The organism is Corallococcus sicarius, from assembly GCF_003611735.1.
GTDB classification, from domain to species: Bacteria; Myxococcota; Myxococcia; order Myxococcales; family Myxococcaceae; genus Corallococcus; species Corallococcus sicarius.
The window spans coordinates 14,394-31,894 of sequence record NZ_RAWG01000085.1; the positions used below are offsets into that span (position 1 = coordinate 14,394).

A 17,501-nucleotide genomic window follows, 5' to 3' on the forward strand; every position below is an offset into this window, starting at 1 on the left:
GCCGGCCTCAGGCGCTGAGCTTCGCGACGTCCGAGTCACGGGAGAGCTTCTCCGTGAGGTACTGCCCGGAGAAGCACGCGGTGCAGTAGGTGTTGCGCTTCGGGTCCTCCACCGCGGTGCCCAGGCCTTCCAGCGACAGGTAGCCCAGGGAGTCCGCCGTGACGTACTTGGCGATCTCCTCCGTGGAGTGGCTGGCGGCGATCAGCTCCGTGCGGCTGGGCGTGTCGATGCCGTAGTAGCAGGGCCACTGCGTGGGCGGCGACGAGATGCGCAGGTGCACGGACACGGCGCCCGCGGCCTTCAGCATCTTGACGATCTTCCGGCTGGTGGTGCCGCGCACGATGGAGTCGTCCACCACCACCACGCGCTTGCCCTTGAGGACGCTGCGCACGGCGGACAGCTTCAGCTTCACGCCGAAGTGGCGGATGGACTGCTGCGGTTCAATGAAGGTGCGGCCCACGTAGTGGCTGCGGATGAGGCCCACGTCGTAGGGGATGCCGCTCGTCTGGGAGAAGCCGATGGCGGCGGGCACGCCCGAGTCCGGCACCGCGATGACCAGGTCCGCGTCCGGCGCGGGCTGCTCACGCGCGAGCTGCATGCCCAGGCGCTTGCGCACCTCGTAGACGCTGCTGCCGAAGAGCACCGAGTCCGGCTTGGCGAAGTAGACGTGCTCGAAGATGCAGCGGCCCAGCCGGGGCGCGGGCTTGAAGGGCATGCTGGCGCGCAGCACGCCGTTCTCGATGACGACCAGCTCCCCGGGCTCCATCTCGCGGATGACCTCCGCTTCGATGAGATCCAGCGCCGTCGTCTCGCTGGCGACGACGTAGGCGCCTTCCTTCATCTTGCCCAGCACCAGCGGCCGGAAGCCGTGCGGGTCGCGCACCGCGATGAGCTTGTCCTCCGTGAGGAGCAGGATGCTGTAGGCGCCCTCCACCTTGCGCAGGGCCTCCACCAGCTTGGCCTCGAAGGTGGGCTGCTTGGAGCGGGCGAGCAGGTGCATCACCACCTCCGTGTCCGCGTCTGACTGGAAGAGCGCGCCCTCCGCCTCCAGCGACGCCTTGATCTCCGCCGCGTTCACGATGTTGCCGTTGTGCGCGATGGAGAACTGGCCGCCCGCGTAGGCGACGAACAGCGGCTGCGCGTTCTTGAGCTGGCTGCCGCCCGCCGTGCTGTAGCGCACGTGGCCGATGGCGGCCTCTCCCGGCAGTCCCTCAATCACCGGTGCGGTGAAGATGTCCGCGACGAGCCCCATCTGCCGGTGCGCGCGCAGGATGTGGCCATCAGACGAGACGATGCCGGCGGACTCCTGTCCGCGGTGCTGAAGGGCGTGCAAACCGAGGTACGTCAGGTTGGACGCTTCTCCGTGACCCGTGATTCCGAAGATCCCGCACATGGTGCGCTGCCTTACCCCTTTCGACCGCGAAGCGGAACAGGAACGCATGCCTTCACCGTGGGTATTCCTCCCGCCGTCGACGTCGGCTCCTGTAGGCCAGGCAAGGTGCCATTGACTGGAAAGGTAGGAGCCGTCCCGGCGATGGGAGCGGTTAGGCTCCATCCGGCATGTCCTCTTCCCGGCGCTCCGTCCTCCGCACCCTGCTGCCCTTCGTGTTGCTAACGGCGGGGGCGGCGTACGCGCTTGCCTCCTGGAACTGGTGTGGTCGCTGGGAGGAGCGGACGCCCAGCGTGCTGTCCCAGGTGCAGGGCGAAGGCACCCTGCGGGCAGGCGCGGCGAAGGTGGCCCTGGCCCCGCCCTTCCCGGTGGTGGTGGCCGGCTACGCGCCGCCCCGCCCCGAGGCGAGCCAGGCCGAAATCCCCCTGCACGCGAGGGCGCTGGTGCTGGAGGCCGGCGGCGCGCGGGTGGGCGTGGTGTCGCTGGAGCTGCTCTTCGTTACCCCGGAAATCGTGGAGCAGGTGCGCGAGCGCGCCGCAGCGGTGGGGGTGAAGGAGGTGATGGTGGTGGCCACGCACACGCACTCCTCGTTCGGAGGCTACGACACGCGCTGGGTGGCGCAGCTGTCCGGGACGGGGCGCTATCAGCGCGCGGCGGTGGACGCGGCCGTGGCGGGGGCGAGCGAGGCGCTGACGAAGGCGGCCTCCGCGATGGCGGACGCGGGGCTCGTCTCCTCGCGCTCCGGGGGCCAGGCCCCCGACGGGCAGCTCACGCGGGTGGTGCTGAAGGGCGCGGCCGGGCCGGTGGCGGAGGTGCTGGTGTTCGCCGCGCACGCCACGCTCATTCCCCGGAAGCGGGCGCTGGTGGATCCGGACTATCCGGGACGGCTGAGCGCGCTGCGTGAAGAGGCGGGCCACGGCGTCACCCTGTTCGTGCAGGGCAGCGAGGGCAACGCGTCCGTGGCGTACTCGGAAGGGCAGGGCGCGGAGCGGGCCGCGGGCTTCGCGCGCAAGCTGTCGGAGCTGGCGGATGGGGCCACGCCCACGCCCGTGGCGGGGCCGGTGCGGCTGGCCTTCGCGCGCGTGCAGGCCTCCATGCCCCGGCCAGACTCGTCCCGGCTGGTGCCGGGCTTCACGCGGGCGGCGGGGGACAACTTCCTGTGCGCGTCCGCGCCCCGCGAGGCGGAGGTGGATGCGTTGGCGGTGGGGCCGCTGGAGCTGCTCGCGCTTCCGGTCGAGCCCACGATGGCCGCGGGCCGGGCGCTGGCGGACCTCACGGGCGCGACCCACGTGCTGGGGCTCGCCAACGGCTACGTGGGCTACCTGGACACGCCGGAGCTGGTGCTCGGCGGTCAGGGCGAGTCGCGGCTCCAGTACTTCGGTCCGGCCCTGCTGGAGCGCCTGGGCGCCGCCGCGCGCGTGGCCTCTGGGACGGTGGGCTTCTCGCCGCCGGAGTGAGCCACACGGGGATTCATCCGGGCGCCCGGCTGCCTGCCTGCCCTGCGGACCTCCTGGCGAAGTATGAACACGGGAATCCCCATCGCTGATGGGGGGACGGCTGCCTACCTTGGACCGCAGGGCGGCTGGACAGGAAAGGGGTACCGGATGCGGTGGCAAGGGGGACGTCGCAGCTCGAACATCGAGGACCGGCGGGGATCCGGCTTCGGTCGGCCACTCGCGGTGGGTGGCGGCGCCGCCTCGCTGATCGTGGCGGTGCTGGTGATGCTGCTGGGCGGAGACCCGTCCGACGTGCAGATTGGCTCGGGGTCCCCGTACGAGGATCCGGCGACGGGCGGTGCGGGGCGCCCGGTGGATCCGCAGCAGGAGGAGATGAAGGACTTCGTCTCCGTCATCCTCGCGGACACCGAGGACACCTGGCCCGCGCTGCTGGAGCCCCTGGGCGTGCGCTACGTGCAGCCGCGCCTGGTGCTCTTCTCGGACGCGGTGCAGTCCGCGTGCGGCGCGCAGGAGAGCGCGGTGGGGCCCTTCTATTGCCCGGGCGACCAGCGCGTGTACCTGGACCTGACCTTCTTCAACGAGCTGGAGAGCCGCTTCGGCGCGCCCGGTGACTTCGGCCGCGCGTACGTCGTCGCGCACGAGGTGGGGCACCACGTGCAGAACCTGCTGGGCGTCTCCCAGAAGGTGCAGTCGATGCGCCGCCGCACGAGCGAGGAGCAGGCCAACCAGCTCTCCGTGCTCACCGAGCTGCAGGCGGACTGCTTCGCCGGCATCTGGGCCGGCCGCGCCCAGAAGGCGCGCAACATCCTGGAGCAGGGCGACGTCGAGGAGGGCCTGGGCGCCGCCAGCGCCGTGGGCGACGACACCCTCCAGAAGCGTGCCCGGGGCCGCGTGGTCCCCGAGTCCTTCACCCATGGCTCCGCCGCGCAGCGCATGACCTGGTTCAAGCGGGGCCTGGAGCAGGGAACGCTGGAGGCGTGCGACACCTTCAAGGCCCAGCGCTAGGCGGGGCTTCACGCGTCCCCCGGAGCACGGGGGACGCGGTCCTGCTCACCGCGCCCGGGAGGTGCCCGTCCCGTTGAGCGGCTGCTGGAGCTGGTACGTGCCGTTGAGCGGCTGCTGGATCTGATACGTCCCGTTGAGCGGCTGCTGGAGCTGGTACGTGCCGACCAACGGTTGCTGGAGCTGATACGTCCCGTTGAGGGGCTGCTCCAGCTGGTACGTGCCATTGAGTGGCTGCTGGAGTTCGTAGGTCCCGTGGAGCGGCTGCTGGAGCTGATACGTCCCGTTCAGGGGCTGCGTGTCCCAGGAGCCCTGGGCGGGAGGCTGATACCAGTAATTGTCCCAGAAGGTGCCCTCGCCGGAGCCGGCTGCCAGTGATTGCCCGGCCTCCAGGTTCTGCGAGTCATTGCCCCCGGAGGCAGGAGCCGCCTCGTCCTGCTGGGCGAGCGCCGTGGTGGCCACGCCGGACGCGAGCGCCACCACCAGGGTCGCCAAGGTGCCTGCACTCATGGGAATCCTCGTTTCCGTCGCGGGGAGAGGGGGGAGGGTGCCGCGACATCCCTTCAAGATGACCGCCCGGGTGGGGCCCGGGGAGCGCCCGGGAAGGCCGCGGCTGCCCGCCCGGCCGTCGGCCCCGGAGCCTTGCGTCCTTCGCCTTCAGGACACATTCCGGCTGAAAGGCTTACCGCGTGCGCGTGCTTTTTCCCGCGTGGCCAAAGGGGCGCTGCGTCAAAATACAAACGTGCAACTTGTGCTTGTCGCCAGTGTGTCTTTGCTCCGAGCATGCCGCATTCCCGCTGCTTCGCGGGCCCGGGTCCTTCCCCAGGGTCCCAAGCGGAGCGGCTTCGCGGAGGAAACGACATGCCCCGTTTGCAGTGGACCCGCGCATCGAGCGCTGCCCTTCTGGCCCTGGTTGGGGCCCTCTCACTGACCGCCTGCTCCGACGAGGAGGATGACAAGAAGCCGGACGCCGGCTCCCAGCCGGTGGACGCGGGCACGCAGGTGGATGCGGGCACCGACGCCGGGACGGACGCGGGTCCGCCGGTGGACACGGGCATCCCCTGGGACGGCGGCAGCGCGGGCGGCTTCTCCTGCGAGGGCAAGGCCACGGCGACGCTGACGTTCGCGCCGGGTGAGGAGGAGAAGCTCCAGGACCAGGTGAACACGCTGGCCGAGTGCACCACCATCCAGCTGGCCGCGGGCACGTTCACGTTCGACAACGCCATCACCATCCGCCAGAACGGCGTCACCATCGCCGGCGCGGGCAAGGGCGTGAAGGGCGAGGGCACGGGCACGGCGTCCAGCACGGTGCTCGTGTTCACCAACGCCGCCGCGAACTCCAACGGCCTGGATGTGGTGGGCAACCGCTTCGAGGTGCGTGACGTCGCCGTGTGGAACGCGAAGAAGGACGCGGTCCGCGTCGAGTCCTCCACCGACGTCGTGATGCGCCGCGTGCGCACCGAGTGGGCCCAGGCCGACAAGGAGACCAACGGCAAGTACGGCCTGTACCCGGTGAAGTCCAAGTACGTGGTCATCGACGAGTGCGAGGCCTACAACGCCGCGGACGCCGGCATCTACGTGGGCCAGACGGAGTACGCCGTCGTGCGCAACAGCGTGGCCCTGCAGAACGTGGCGGGCATCGAGATCGAGAACACGAAGTACGCCTACGTGATTGGCAACACCGCGCGCGACAACACCACGGGGCTCGTGGTGTTCGACCTGCCGGGCAATCCCATCAAGGGCACGGACATCCGGGTGGTGAACAACATCATCACCGACAACAACCGGAACAACTTCGCGGCGGTGGCCGCCAGCAGCAGCACGGTGTCGCAGGTGCCGGCCGGCACGGGCACGTTCATCCTGGCGTCGCGCCGGGTGGAGCTGACCGGGAACACCTGGGAGAACAACAACTCGCTGGACGTGGCGGTGCTGAGCGGCCTCATCATCGAGGAGAATCCGGCGCTGTGGGCCGCGGGCGGCTTCAACTTCGAGAGCGCGGACATCAACATCCACGGCAACGTCTTCAAGGGCGGCAGCGGCGACAACGTGGACAACGGCAAGCTGGACCCGTCGCGCCGTCCGCTGGGCGCGCTGGTGGCCACGCTCTATGCGTACGGCGAGACGCAGGGCACGCGGCAGGTGGAGCACCTGGTGTGGGACGGCGTGGATCCGGTCATGCACAACCGCGCGGAGCTGAACCCCATCAACATCTGCTTCACGAAGAACACGCTGCCCGCGGGCACCACCACCGCCATCGTGGACCTGGACCTGCTCGCGGCGGGCACCGCCGTGACCAAGGGCGACCTGGCCGGAGGCTGGGCGAAGACGCGGCACTACGCCGCCACCGGGACGGCGTTCGACTGCGCGGGCTTCTCCCCCGCGCTGACGATTGGCGACAACATCAAGTAATCGCAGTCAGGGAGTGTGACACCCATGCGGACGTCGTTCGTGAACCCCCGTCTCCCCGCAGTGCTGCTGGCCCTCGTGCTGGCGGCCTGCGGTTCCTCCGACCCGGAAGTTCCCGGGCCGCCACCTGACGCGGGCACGCCCGTGGTGGATGCCGGACCGGAGGATGCGGGGGTTCCCGACGCGGGACCGGTGGACGCCGGTGTGCCTGACGCCGGTGTGCCCGACGCGGGCACGCCGGACGCCGGGCGGGTACCTGTTCCCACTGTCCTGTCGGGCCTCGGGCTGTTCACCGGAAGCCCGGCGGATGGGGGGCTGGTGCCGGTGGAGGGCAACGTGCCCTACACGCTGTCCACCGCGCTGTTCTCCGACTACTCGGTCAAGTCACGCACCCTCTACATCCCCCCCGGCGCGGTGGCGCACTACCACCCGACGGACGAGCTGGACCTGCCGGTGGGGACGCTCATCACCAAGACGTTCGCCTTCCCGGCGGACCTGCGGAAGCCGGACCAGGACGTGCGGGTCATCGAGACGCGCGTCCTGGTGCGCCAGCCCACGGGCTGGGAGGCGTGGCCCTATGTCTGGAACGATGAGCAGACAGAGGCGACGCAGGCCACTGGAGGCCGCACCAAGCCTGTGACGTTCATCGACCTGCAGGGAAAGACGCAGGCGTTCAAGTATTCGGTGCCCTCCAAGAACCAGTGCCAGCAGTGCCACCACCTCCAGGACGCGACGGGGGCGCAGGTGATGCACCCCATTGGCGTGAAGGCGCGCTACCTGCACCGTCCGAACACGTACGGCGGCGTGGAGCGCGACCAGCTGGAGTACCTGGCGTCGCTGGGCAAGCTGGACGGGCTGCCCCCGGTGGCGGAGCGGCCCAAGGCGCCGGACGCCTTCGACGCGACGTCGGGGGACCTGTCCACGCGGGCGCGCACGTACCTGGACATCAACTGCGCGCATTGCCACAACCCGAAGGGGACGGCGGGCATCACCAGCCGGCTGTTCCTCAACATCGACAACGCGGACCTGTTCACGCTGGGCGAGTGCAAGCGCCCGGGCTCGGCGGGCAGCGGCGTGGGCGGGGAGTTCGACATCCTCCCCGGCAACCACGCGGAGTCCATCCTCTGGTACCGGCTGCACACGGAGGAGGACGGCAAGATGATGCCGCAGATTGGCCGCACCATTCATCACGCGGAGGGCTCGCAGCTCATCGCGGATTGGATCGATTCGCTGCCGCCGAAGACCTGCAAGTAGCTCACGCCGCGGGCGACGGGGGCTCCTCCAGCCCCACGTTGCTCGAGGCGCGGTTGTAGACGGCCAGGTCCAGCAGCCCCTCCTCGCGCGCCACCAGCACGGGCACCAGCATCTGCCCGGTGACGTTGGTGAGGGTGCGCATCATGTCCAGCACCCGGTCGATGGCGAGCAGGTAGCCCAGCCCCTCCAGGGGCAGGCCCGCGGCGCTGAGCACCACGGTGGTCATCACCACCGCGGTGCCGGGCACGCCCGCGGTGCCGAAGCTGCCCAGCACCGACGCCAGCAGGATGATGAAGAGCTGCGGCGCGGACAGCGACAGGCCGAAGTACTGCGCGACGAACAGCGACGTCATCGCCGGGTAGATGGCGCCGCAGCCGTCCATCTTGATGGTGGCGCCCAGCGGCACCGCGAACGCCGCGTAGTCGCGGTTGACGCCCAGGTTGTGGGTGACGCTGCGCAGGGCCACCGGCATGGACGCGAAGCTGGAGGAGCTGACGAACGCCACCTGCATGCCGGGCGCGGCGCCCCGGAAGAAGCGCAGCGGGTTGAGGCCGTGCGCGAGCAGCAGGCCCCCGTACACGAAGACGACGTGCAGCGCGCACGCGAGGTACAGCGTGAGGACGAAGGTGCCCAGGGGTAGCAGGCGCTCGAAGCCGTAGGTGCCCACCAGCGCCGCGATGAGGCCGAAGGTGCCCAGCGGCGTCAGCTCCAGCACGAAGCGGGTGACTTGAATCATGGCCTCGCTGGCCTCGCCCACGAGCTCGCGCAGGCGCGAGGTGCGGTCCCCCAGCTTCACCAGCGCGAAGCCCAGCAGGCCCGCGAAGAAGATGACCTGGAGCATCCGGCCCTCCGCCAGCGCGGCGAAGGGGTTGGTGGGCACCACGTCCAGCAGCACCTGCACCGGGCCGGGCACCTGCCGGGGCTTGAAGTCGGAGGCCACCTGGAGCTGGCCCACGCCCATGCCCGGCTTCGTGAGGGCGGCGGTGCCCAGGCCCACGCCCACGGCCAGCGCGGCGGTGACGGCGAACCACAGGAAGGTGCGACCGCCCAGCTTCGCCATGCTCTTCTGGCCGCGCAGCGCGGACACCGCGTGGATGACGGCGAAGAACACGAGCGGCGTGGCGATCATCCGGATGAGCTGGACGTAGAGCGTGCCCAGGGGCTGGAGCCAGACGCCGGCCTTCTCACCCAGGGCCCAACCCGCGAGCGCCCCCAGGACGAAGGCGCCCAGCACGCGCTGCCAGAAGGGGATGCGGAACCAGCGGGCCCAGGGACTCATCGCGCGACACCTCTCACACCGGTGGACCGGGAGACCCTAACCGCCTTCCGTCCTGCGCGCCGCGCTCCAGCGCCGCCAGCCGCGCCATGGTCTGTTCGTAGAGGTGGTCCACCTTGGTGTGCAGGTGGGTGACCTCCATGCCCGCGCGGATGTTGGCGTCGTACTCCACGTCGGACCGGATGCGCTCCTTGGCGGCCTGCCGGCTCTGGCTGATGAGCACGAAGCAGGAGAGGAAGATGGCCTCCAGGCTCACCACCATCGTGAGCAGGCCGAAGGGGAACGGGTCGAACGGGTGCACGCTGCGCACCCAGCCGAGGTTGATGGCCATCCACACGGCGAACCACACCGCGTGCAAGAGCAGGAAGGTGAACGTGCCGCTGAAGGCGGACAGCCCGTCCGCGAGCCGCTGGATGGGGGTGAGCCGCTCCTCCACCGTCTGGTTGGGGCTGAGGGTGGGGCGGGTGCGCAGGAGCTGATCCGCTTCGCGCAGGCGCCGGCCAATGGCGGTGAGCACGTCCATGGCGCTGGAGGGGTGGCGGCGGAAGAGCTGCTCCAGGTCGCCCCGGTCCACCTTCAGGGCGCAGGTGTCCTGGATGGCGCGCGCGTCCGCGCTGCGCGGGTCGCCGTCCAGCAGTGACAGCTCCCCGAAGAAGTCCCCGCGCCGGGCCGTCTCGAAGACGATGAGGTGCCCGGTGGTGTCCTCCACGGAGAGCTGCACCTCGCCGGAGCTGATGATGTAGATGGCGCCGCCCGGGTCCCCCCGGCTGAACACCTTCTTCCCCGCGTCCACGCGCACTTCTTCCAACTGGGTCGCGAGCAGCGCGCGCTCCTCGTCGTCGAGGGCGGCGAAGAGGGGGACTTCCTTCAGCAGGGCCACGTCGGCGGGCATGGCGCCGGAGCTTAGCCTCGTGGCGCGAGCCCCAGGAAGGTCTAGGGTTGCGCGGATGATCGTCGAATACATCCGCTACAAGATTTCCGAGTCCCGCGCGCAGGGCTTCGAGGCGGCCTACGTCACCGCCCAGGACAGCCTGCGCGCCTCGCCCCACTGCCTGGGCTTCGAGCTGTCGCGCTGCCACGACGCGCCGGAGCACTACATCCTGCGCATCCAGTGGGACTCCGCGGAGGGCCACATGCAGGGCTTCCGCAAGAGCGCCCACTTCCCACCCTTCCTCGCCGCCATCCGTCCGTATGTTCCGGACATCGAGGAGATGCGGCACTACGACGTCACCCCGGTGCAGTGGACTCGGGTGACGTCGTAGTCACACGGGGACTCCTCAGGCCGGGACGCGGTCGTGGTCCTTGCGGTCCCAGTGCCGGTGGTTCGACAGCGCCTTCGCGAAGGCGGTGGCCAGCGCCGTGCCGTTGCCGGACTTCGCGCCGCTGACGACGCCGGGCGCGGCCGGGTCGATTTCGCAGGCCTTCAGTACGTCCTCGGCGTCCTTGGACACGCCCACCGTCTTGCAGTGCAGGTAGGCCTCCTGCACGAAGTGGCGCGACGCGCCGTCCTTCTTCAGCGTCGCCACGCTCGCGGCGCCGCCGGGGATGAAGACGGCGTCGTACTCCACGGAGGCCGTGGTCATGGCGCTCTTGTCCACCGGCAGGTCCTTGCCGTTGGCGGCCTTCACCGTGCCCAGCCGTTTGGCGATGATCTTCAGCTGCGCGCCCTGGGCCTCCAGCTCCTTGCGCACCGCCATCAGCTCATCGGAATCCACGCCGTCCGCGACGAGCACCGCGATGCGCCGGGTCTTGATGGACGGAGGCATCAGCAGCTTCATGGCTTCCATGCTCAGGGCCTTGGACGCGGGCGGGCCCTTGGGCGTGACGGGCGTGGCCTTCGGTGCGGGCAGGCCCAGCCCCTCCGCCACGGCCGTCACCAGCAGGGCGTCAATCTTCGCGAAGTGCTCCAGCACGCGCTCCTGGATGGCCTTGGACTCCACCTTGCCCAGCTCGAAGCGGCAGGCGTCGATGAGGTGCTCCTGCTCCGGGGCGGAGAGGCTGCGGAAGAACAGCGCCGCCTGGCTGTAGTGGTCCTTGAAGGACTCCGGGCGCGCGCGCAGCTTCTGCCCGGTCACCTGCTCCGGCTGGTGCACGAAGCCACCCTGCTCCTGGGCCGCGAGGAAGGGGCAGCCGCCGCCCAGCGAGTTCGGGTGGTAGTTGGCCCGGCTCGTGCTGCTCGTGTGCCGGCCGAAGCCGTCCTGCTGGTGGTTGTGCACCGGCGCCAGCGGACGGTTGATGGGCAGCTCCGCGAAGTTCGGCCCGCCCAGGCGCGTCAGCTGCGTGTCCAGGTACGAGAAGAGCCGCGCCTGCATCAGCGGATCATCCGTGAAGTCGATGCCCGGCACGATGTTGGCGACGCAGAAGGCGACCTGCTCCGTCTCCGCGAAGAAGTTCGTCGGGTTGCGGTTGAGCGTGAGCTTGCCCACGGGCAGCACCGGGGCGACCTCTTCCGGCACGAGCTTCGTCGCGTCCAGCAGGTCCACGCCCAGCTTCTGCGCGTCCGCCTCCTCCACAATCTGCACGCCCAGCTCGTACTCGGGGAAGTCCCCCTGTTCGATGGATTCGAAGAGGTCCCTGCGGTGGTAGTCCGGGTCCTTGCCCGCGAGCTTCTGCGCCTCGTCCCAGACGAGCGAGTGCGTGCCCAAGAGCGGCTTCCAGTGGAACTTCACGAAGCGCGACACGTTCTTCGCGTCCACGAAGCGGAAGGTGTGGACGCCGAAGCCCTGCATCATCCGGTAGCTGCGCGGGATGGCGCGGTCGGACATGGTCCACATGACCATGTGGAGCGTCTCCGGGACGAGCGACACGAAGTCCCAGAACGAGTCATGCGCCGTCTGGGCCTGGGGCATCTCGTGGTGCGGCTCCGGCTTGGCCGCGTGGACGAAGTCCGGGAACTTGATGCCGTCCTGGATGAAGAAGACGGGGATGTTGTTGCCCACGAGGTCGAAGTTCCCCTCCTCCGTGTAGAACTTCACCGCGAAGCCGCGCACGTCGCGCACGGTGTCCGCGGAGCCGCGCGAGCCCGCGACGGTGGAGAAGCGCACGAAGACGGGCGTCTTCTTGGAAGGGTCCTGGAGGAACTTCGCGCGGGTGTACTTCGCCTGGGACTCGTAGGGCTGGAAGTAGCCGTGGGCCGCGGAGCCGCGCGCGTGGACGACGCGCTCGGGGATGCGCTCGTGGTCGAAGCGGGTGAGCTTCTCACGCAGGTGGAAGTCCTCCAGCAGCGTGGGGCCGCGCGCGCCCTGCTTGAGCGAGTCGTCCGTGTGCTCGACGCGGATCCCCTGGTCGGTGGTGAGGAAGTGCCCCGTGGGGTCCATGCGCTCGGCCGCGAGCTGCGCGTCCTTGCTGTTCTCGTCGATGTGCACCGCGTCCGGCTGCTTCTGTGAGCTCACTGCACTGCCTCCTTCAAGGGGGCGTGCAGACTGCCCGCATCGGTGGGAGCCGCGCGGTCCGTCCCTCCGGATGATGGTGGCGTTTGGGCGGTGACGGACGAAGCGGGCCGCGGTTGTCCGATGGTGCGCGTTGGGGACGTTGGCCAGCGAGCGTCAGGCGGCGTCCTTCTCGAGGCGCACGGGGAGCAGGGGCGGCGAATCGAGGCGCGGTGTCGGGTGCTGGGAATGCGCTGCTTCCTGGGAGGACGTAGAGGGTAGGGGATGAAGCTGCCTCCCTGACACGTCAGACGTACGTGCTACCCCTTCCGTTCATGGATAGAGTGATGGGCGGCGAGGACAGGGGAGGATCCATGGCGAAGAAACCCGCGACCTACGCGGACCTGGAGGCACTTCCCGCGCATGTCGTGGGGGAGATTGTCGCGGGGGAGCTGTATGCAAGCCCGCGGCCGGCGATGCGACATTCGGCGGCTTCCTCCCGGCTCGGTGGGGAGTTGATGAATCCCTTCGAGCGGGGGCGTGGAGGGCCCGGCGGTTGGCTCTTCCTGGACGAGCCCGAGTTGCACCTGGGCGAGGACGTCCTGGTTCCGGATCTGGCCGGGTGGCGGAGTGAACGGATGTCCCGCGTTCCCGACGTCGCGGCGACGTCACTTGCTCCCGACTGGGTCTGTGAAGTGCTGTCGCCCTCCACCCGCACGCTGGACCGCAAGGCGAAGCTGCCGGTGTACGCGCGCGAGGGCGTGCGGCACGTGTGGCTGATGGATCCGAAGACGCTCACGCTGGAGGTGTTCGCCCTGATGGACGGTCGCTACACGGCGCTCCTCACCCATACCGGGACGGCTCCGGTGAGGGCGGTGCCCTTCGACGCGGTCGCGCTGGACCTGCCGTTCATCTGGGATGCCCAGTGAACACCGTTGTCGCCTGTCCGTGACTGACGGGGTGGGAGGACCTTTCGGGTCCTGGAGGAACCATGGGACCCTGCACGTCAGACGGGCGTGCTACCCCTGCCGCTCATGGATAGAGTGATGGGCGGCGGCGAGGACTGGAGAGGATTCATGGGAAAGAAACCCGCGACCTACGCGGACCTGGAGGCACTTCCCGCGCATGTCGTGGGGGAGATTGTCGCGGGGGAGCTGTATGCGAGCCCACGGCCGGCATTCCCCCACGCCATCGCGTCTTCACGGCTGGGCATTGAGCTGGGGGGGCCCTTCGACCGAGGGCGTGGAGGACCTGGAGGCTGGTTGATCCTGGACGAGCCCGAGCTCCACTTTGGAGATGACGTCCTCGTCCCGGACGTGGCGGGCTGGCGACGCGAACGGCTCCCCGCGTCTCTGGATGTTCCAGCCCTCACCCTTGCGCCGGACTGGCTCTGCGAGGTGCTGTCTCCGTCCACGCGGACCCTGGACCGCAAGGCGAAGCTGCCGGTGTACGCGCGCGAAGGCGTGCGGCACGTCTGGCTCATCGACCCGGTCGCCCGCACCCTGGAGGCGTTCCGTCTGGAGTCGGGCCGCTACACGCTGCGGGCCACCCACTCCGGCACTGCCCCCGTGCGCGTCGAACCCTTCGAGGCGCTGGACCTGGAACTCGCGTACCTCTGGGACGAACCGCGCTGAGCGCAGGGCGTTGGCTTTCCTTCGCTCGGGGGGCAGGCGGGCGGGATTCAGGTGCGCGAAGGCGCGAGGCGCGGGAGGCTTGCCGTCATGCCGTTGTCTTCGTTCTCACTGCTCATCGCGCTGGGTGCGCTCCTGGGCCACCTGTACCTGTTCCGCCGGCTCGTGTGGAACCTCACCCCGCGCCGCACGCCCCGGCTCGTCGCCGCGGTCGTCCTGGGCGTCATGACGCTGGTGCTGATGGCCCGCCGTTCGTTGCAGCGCACGCTTCCGGAGGCGCCCGGCGACGTCGTGGAGCTGGTGTCCTATTCGTGGATGGGGTTGGCGTTGTGCCTGGTGCTCGCGCTCGCCGTGCTCGACGCGGGGAGGGCCGTGCTGGCGGTGGGCCGTCACCTCCGTTCCAGCGCGCCCCGCGCATCCGTGCCCGCTCCCGTGCCCGTGCCCGTGCCCGTGCCTTCCGTGGACGCGGAGCGGCGGCGCTTCCTGGCCCAGGCGACTGCGGGCGGAGCGCTCGCGCTGGGTGGGGGCCTGGCCGGCTACGGAAGCTGGCGCGCGTTCACGGCTCCGGAGGTCACGGAGCTGGTGGTGCGCATCCCCCGGCTGCCGCGCGCGCTGGAGGGGCTGAGCATCGTGCAGCTCACGGATTTGCACGTGGGCTCCTTCATCCAGCGCCGCTTCATGGACGAGCTGGTGCGGCGGGCCAACGCGCTGAAGCCGGACCTGGTGGCCATCACCGGGGACCTCGTGGACGGCTCCGTGCCCCGGCTGGGCGGCTTCGTCGCGGCGCTCGGCAACCTCCAGGCGCGCTACGGGCGCTTCTTCGTCACCGGCAACCACGACTACTCGTCCGGCGCGAATGCCTGGGTGGCCTGGCTGCACTCGTTGGGCATCGCCTCGCTGCGCAACCGGCACGTGCGCATCGGGGACGCGGGCGGCGCGTTCGACCTCGTGGGCGTGGATGACTGGCACGGTGGGCGACGCCTGCGACAGAAGGGCTATGACCTGGAGCAGGCGCTCGCGGGCCGCGACCCCGAGCGCGCCGCGGTGCTGCTCGCGCACCAGCCCGCCAACTTCAAGGTCGCCGCCGAGCGGGGCGTGGACCTGCAGATCTCCGGACACACCCACGGCGGCCAGCTGTTCCCCATGACGGCCCTCATCGGGCTGCAGTGGGAGCACTCCGCCGGCCACTACCGGCACGGCGATTCGCACATCTACGTCAGCCGGGGCTGCGGCTTCTGGGGACCGCCGATGCGGCTGGGCAGTCCCCCGGAGCTGGTCAAACTGGTGTTGACCTCGTGAGGAAGGCGTCCAGCGCCGCGTTGACGGCGTCTGGATGGTCCAGGTGGATCCAGTGGCCGGCGCCCTCCACCACCTGGTGGGGCACGCCCTCGGCCAGCCGGTGGAGGCTGCGCGGCATGTCGTTGTCCGGCGCGACGAGCGAGAACTTCGGGCCCGGGTAGCGCGCGAGCGCGGCCTTCAGGTCGAAGCGCGCCATGGAGCGCTGCGCGCCCACCACCGCGCGCAGCGGCGTGGCGTCCAGGTCGGCGAGCAGCCGCTCGCGCACGTCCGCGCGGGGACCGGCCATCTGCGCCCAGTCCTGCCGCACGGCCTGCGCCACGTCGGGCGCGTCGAGCGAGGCGATGAAGGCCTCCCGCTGCGCTTCGGGGAGCTGCTGCGCGTCCGTCATCGGATCCACCAGGAACAGGCCCGCCACCTGCCGGGGGCTCTCCCCCGCGGCGACCAGCGCCACCCCCGCGCCCACGCTGTGCCCCACGAGCACGAAGCGGCGCAGGCCCAGCCCCCGCACCACCGCGGAGACGTCCCCCGCCAGGGACTCCAGCGTGTAGTCCTCCGGATGTGGCAGCGTGGAGCCCCCGTGGCCGCGCAGCTCCAGCGCGATGCCCCGGCGTCCCCGGGCGGCCAGGTGTTCCAGCTGCGCCTGCCAGTGGGACGCGTTCCCCGCGAGCCCGTGCACGAAGAGGACGGGCAGCGTCTTTCCACCGCCGCCGGTGTCCACCAGCCGCAGGTCACCCGTGGGCCCCGCCACGCGGAAGTCCTCGAACTCCACGCGGGGGCGGGTGAAGGCCTGCCCTTCCGCGAAGGGGACCTCGTAGTGGGTGACGTACACGTCGCGTTCGATGAGGTAGCGGTCGTCCTCCGGGAAGAAGGTGGCGTGCTCCGGCGAGTCCCCCGCGAAGCGCTTCACCGCGTCCATGGACTCCCAGAGGGTGACGAGCAGGAACTCCGCGCGTCCGTCCTCGACCTTGCGCAGGCAGTACGCGGCCAGGTTGCCGGGCGTGCGGCGGTAGTGCGTCAGGCCCGTCTGGTGGAGATAGGTGAGGTAGGCGTCGGCGTCTTCGGCCTTCGTCACCCCGCGCCAGGTGCGTGCGAGCATGGTGGGTCCCACTCCGGGAAGAAAGAGAGCCTGACGTGTAGCGCGGCGCTCGGGGCGGTGGCCACCGCGCGAGGGGCGGGGCTCGGGAAGATGACACTTGGCGCCGGGGGGCCACTCACCGACGATGACCGTCGCCCGTGGACACGACCTCTGGAGCCCCGATGGATGCGGACGCGCCCCCTCCCGCGGCAGACGCCACCGGGCGCGTGTGGCGTGGGGTGATGGCCGCCCTGGCGCTGGTGCTGCCGGCCCTCTTCTTCTTCCGGGCGACGTTCACGCGGGACATCTTCCTCGCGGGCGACACGCTGCGGGCCTTCTACCCGATGCGGGCCTGGCAGGCTTCGCGCATGGCGCAGGGCCAGTTCCCGGACTGGTTCCCCGCGGACGGCTTCGGGCAGTCGTTCCCCGCCATTTTCATCTCCGGCGTGTTCCATCCCACGACGCTGCTGCACCTGGTGCTGCCGCTGGGCGTGGCGGTGAAGCTCACCGTGCTGCTGTGCTTCCCGTTCGCGTTCCTGGGCACGGCGGCGCTCTTGCGCGAGTGGGCCGTGCCCCGCGCGGGCGCGCTGTTCGGGGCGCTGACGTTCACCTTCAGCGGCTACCTGGTCTGCATCACCAACAACCCCACATACCTGCTGGCCGCCAGCGCCGTGCCCGCCGCGCTGTGGGGCGTGCTGCGCTTCGTGCGCGGGCCCACGCCCGCGCGGCTGACGGTGGGCGGGCTGCTGCTGGCGCTCGTCGCGTTCGGCGGAGACGCGCAGGCGTTCGCCGTCACCCAGGCGTTGGGGCTGGTGGTGGCCCTGTCGGAGCCCTTGAAGGCGCCGGAGACGTGGGCCCGGCGCGCAGCGGTGTGCCTCGTGATGGTGGCCACCGGAGGGCTCCTGGCCGCGCCCCAGCTGTTTCCCGCCGTGGGGCTGGTGCTGACCGGCGAGCCCGGCGCGCGCACGGTCACGGAGGCCCAGCGCTTCTCGCTGCACCCGCTGCGCCTGGGGGAGCTGCTGCTGGGGCCCTTCCTCACCGACCCGGTGGGCGTGCGCGGCATCCCTGAAATCGTGGTGCGCAAGCTCGTCTTCATGGGCGGCTTCACGCGCGCGTGGGTGGACTCGCTCTACGTGGGGACGCCCGCGTGCGTGCTCGCGCTGGCGGGCCTGGGGGCGTCGTGGCGCAAGGGGCGCACCTGGGTGTTCGTGGGCGCGTGGGTGCTGCTGCTCTTGTTGGTGCTGGGCTCGACGCTGCCCGTGTACGGCTGGGTGTATCAGGCGCTGCCCCTGTGGCGGCCCTTCCGCTACCCGGAGAAGCTGGCGTCCTTCGTGGTGCTGGGG

The 17,501-nt window shown here is 70.3% G+C and carries 15 protein-coding genes; 9 read left to right on the forward strand and 6 right to left on the reverse strand.

What is annotated here, in order from left to right; genetic code table 11:
* Window positions 1-7: 7 nt before the first annotated feature.
* Window positions 8-1,393: an amidophosphoribosyltransferase gene (purF, locus tag D7X12_RS15490; RefSeq protein WP_244224576.1), complete on the reverse strand. Its 1,386-nt coding sequence runs from the start codon at window positions 1,391-1,393 to the stop codon at window positions 8-10.
* A 167-nt stretch (window positions 1,394-1,560) separates the two neighbouring features.
* Here purF and D7X12_RS15495 point away from each other — a divergent pair, with 167 nt between their 5' ends.
* Complete coding sequence (locus tag D7X12_RS15495; protein WP_120626048.1) at window positions 1,561-2,847, forward strand: neutral/alkaline non-lysosomal ceramidase N-terminal domain-containing protein; 1,287 nt, start codon at window positions 1,561-1,563, stop codon at window positions 2,845-2,847.
* Between the two features lie 147 nt (window positions 2,848-2,994).
* A complete protein-coding gene (gene ypfJ, locus D7X12_RS15500; RefSeq protein ID WP_120626049.1) occupies window positions 2,995-3,852 on the forward strand; it encodes a KPN_02809 family neutral zinc metallopeptidase in 858 nt (285 codons plus the stop codon).
* A gap of 45 nt (window positions 3,853-3,897) precedes the next feature.
* Here the strand turns inward: ypfJ and D7X12_RS15505 are convergent, their stop codons facing one another.
* Complete coding sequence (locus D7X12_RS15505) at window positions 3,898-4,359, reverse strand: hypothetical protein (RefSeq protein ID WP_147443673.1); 462 nt, start codon at window positions 4,357-4,359, stop codon at window positions 3,898-3,900.
* 351 nt (window positions 4,360-4,710) lie between these two features.
* Here D7X12_RS15505 and D7X12_RS15510 point away from each other — a divergent pair, with 351 nt between their 5' ends.
* Together D7X12_RS15510 and D7X12_RS15515 are read left to right on the forward strand one after the other, a co-directional pair.
* Complete coding sequence (locus tag D7X12_RS15510) at window positions 4,711-6,258, forward strand: parallel beta-helix domain-containing protein (RefSeq protein ID WP_120626051.1); 1,548 nt, start codon at window positions 4,711-4,713, stop codon at window positions 6,256-6,258.
* A 24-nt stretch (window positions 6,259-6,282) separates the two neighbouring features.
* Window positions 6,283-7,509 (forward strand): SO2930 family diheme c-type cytochrome, encoded by a 1,227-nt coding sequence (locus D7X12_RS15515; RefSeq protein WP_120626052.1) that lies wholly within the window; start codon window positions 6,283-6,285, stop codon window positions 7,507-7,509.
* A gap of 1 nt (window position 7,510) precedes the next feature.
* Here D7X12_RS15515 and D7X12_RS15520 read toward each other — a convergent pair whose 3' ends face one another.
* Together D7X12_RS15520 and D7X12_RS15525 are read right to left on the reverse strand one after the other, a co-directional pair.
* The gene (locus D7X12_RS15520; RefSeq protein WP_120626053.1) at window positions 7,511-8,788 is read right to left on the reverse strand and encodes a dicarboxylate/amino acid:cation symporter; all 1,278 of its coding nucleotides are present in this window, start codon (window positions 8,786-8,788) and stop codon (window positions 7,511-7,513) included.
* Between the two features lie 13 nt (window positions 8,789-8,801).
* Window positions 8,802-9,677 (reverse strand): DUF1003 domain-containing protein, encoded by an 876-nt coding sequence (locus D7X12_RS15525; RefSeq protein WP_120626054.1) that lies wholly within the window; start codon window positions 9,675-9,677, stop codon window positions 8,802-8,804.
* Between the two features lie 55 nt (window positions 9,678-9,732).
* On the opposite strand from D7X12_RS15525, the gene D7X12_RS15530 reads away from it, so the two are divergent.
* Window positions 9,733-10,047, forward strand: a complete 315-nt coding sequence (locus D7X12_RS15530) for a putative quinol monooxygenase (protein ID WP_120626055.1) — start codon at window positions 9,733-9,735, stop codon at window positions 10,045-10,047.
* A gap of 15 nt (window positions 10,048-10,062) precedes the next feature.
* Here D7X12_RS15530 and D7X12_RS15535 read toward each other — a convergent pair whose 3' ends face one another.
* Window positions 10,063-12,177 carry a catalase gene (locus tag D7X12_RS15535; protein WP_439329370.1) on the reverse strand — a complete coding sequence of 705 codons (2,115 nt, stop codon included), beginning with the start codon at window positions 12,175-12,177 and terminating at the stop codon, window positions 10,063-10,065.
* 350 nt (window positions 12,178-12,527) lie between these two features.
* Between D7X12_RS15535 and D7X12_RS15540 the strand changes: the two genes are divergently transcribed.
* The 3 genes from D7X12_RS15540 (at window position 12,528) to D7X12_RS15550 (ending at window position 15,083) form a co-directional block, all read left to right on the forward strand.
* Complete coding sequence (locus D7X12_RS15540) at window positions 12,528-13,082, forward strand: Uma2 family endonuclease (protein ID WP_120626056.1); 555 nt, start codon at window positions 12,528-12,530, stop codon at window positions 13,080-13,082.
* Between the two features lie 147 nt (window positions 13,083-13,229).
* Complete coding sequence (locus tag D7X12_RS15545) at window positions 13,230-13,787, forward strand: Uma2 family endonuclease (protein WP_120626060.1); 558 nt, start codon at window positions 13,230-13,232, stop codon at window positions 13,785-13,787.
* An 87-nt stretch (window positions 13,788-13,874) separates the two neighbouring features.
* Complete coding sequence (locus D7X12_RS15550; protein ID WP_120626057.1) at window positions 13,875-15,083, forward strand: metallophosphoesterase; 1,209 nt, start codon at window positions 13,875-13,877, stop codon at window positions 15,081-15,083.
* Here the strand turns inward: D7X12_RS15550 and D7X12_RS15555 are convergent.
* Window positions 15,061-16,179, reverse strand: coding sequence for an alpha/beta fold hydrolase (locus tag D7X12_RS15555; protein ID WP_120626058.1), 1,119 nt, complete (start codon window positions 16,177-16,179; stop codon window positions 15,061-15,063). The genes D7X12_RS15550 and D7X12_RS15555 overlap by 23 nt on opposite strands.
* A gap of 137 nt (window positions 16,180-16,316) precedes the next feature.
* Between D7X12_RS15555 and D7X12_RS15560 the strand changes: the two genes are divergently transcribed.
* Window positions 16,317-17,501 (forward strand): glycosyltransferase family protein (locus D7X12_RS15560; protein WP_147443674.1); only part of this gene is annotated, 1,185 nt, incomplete at its 3' end.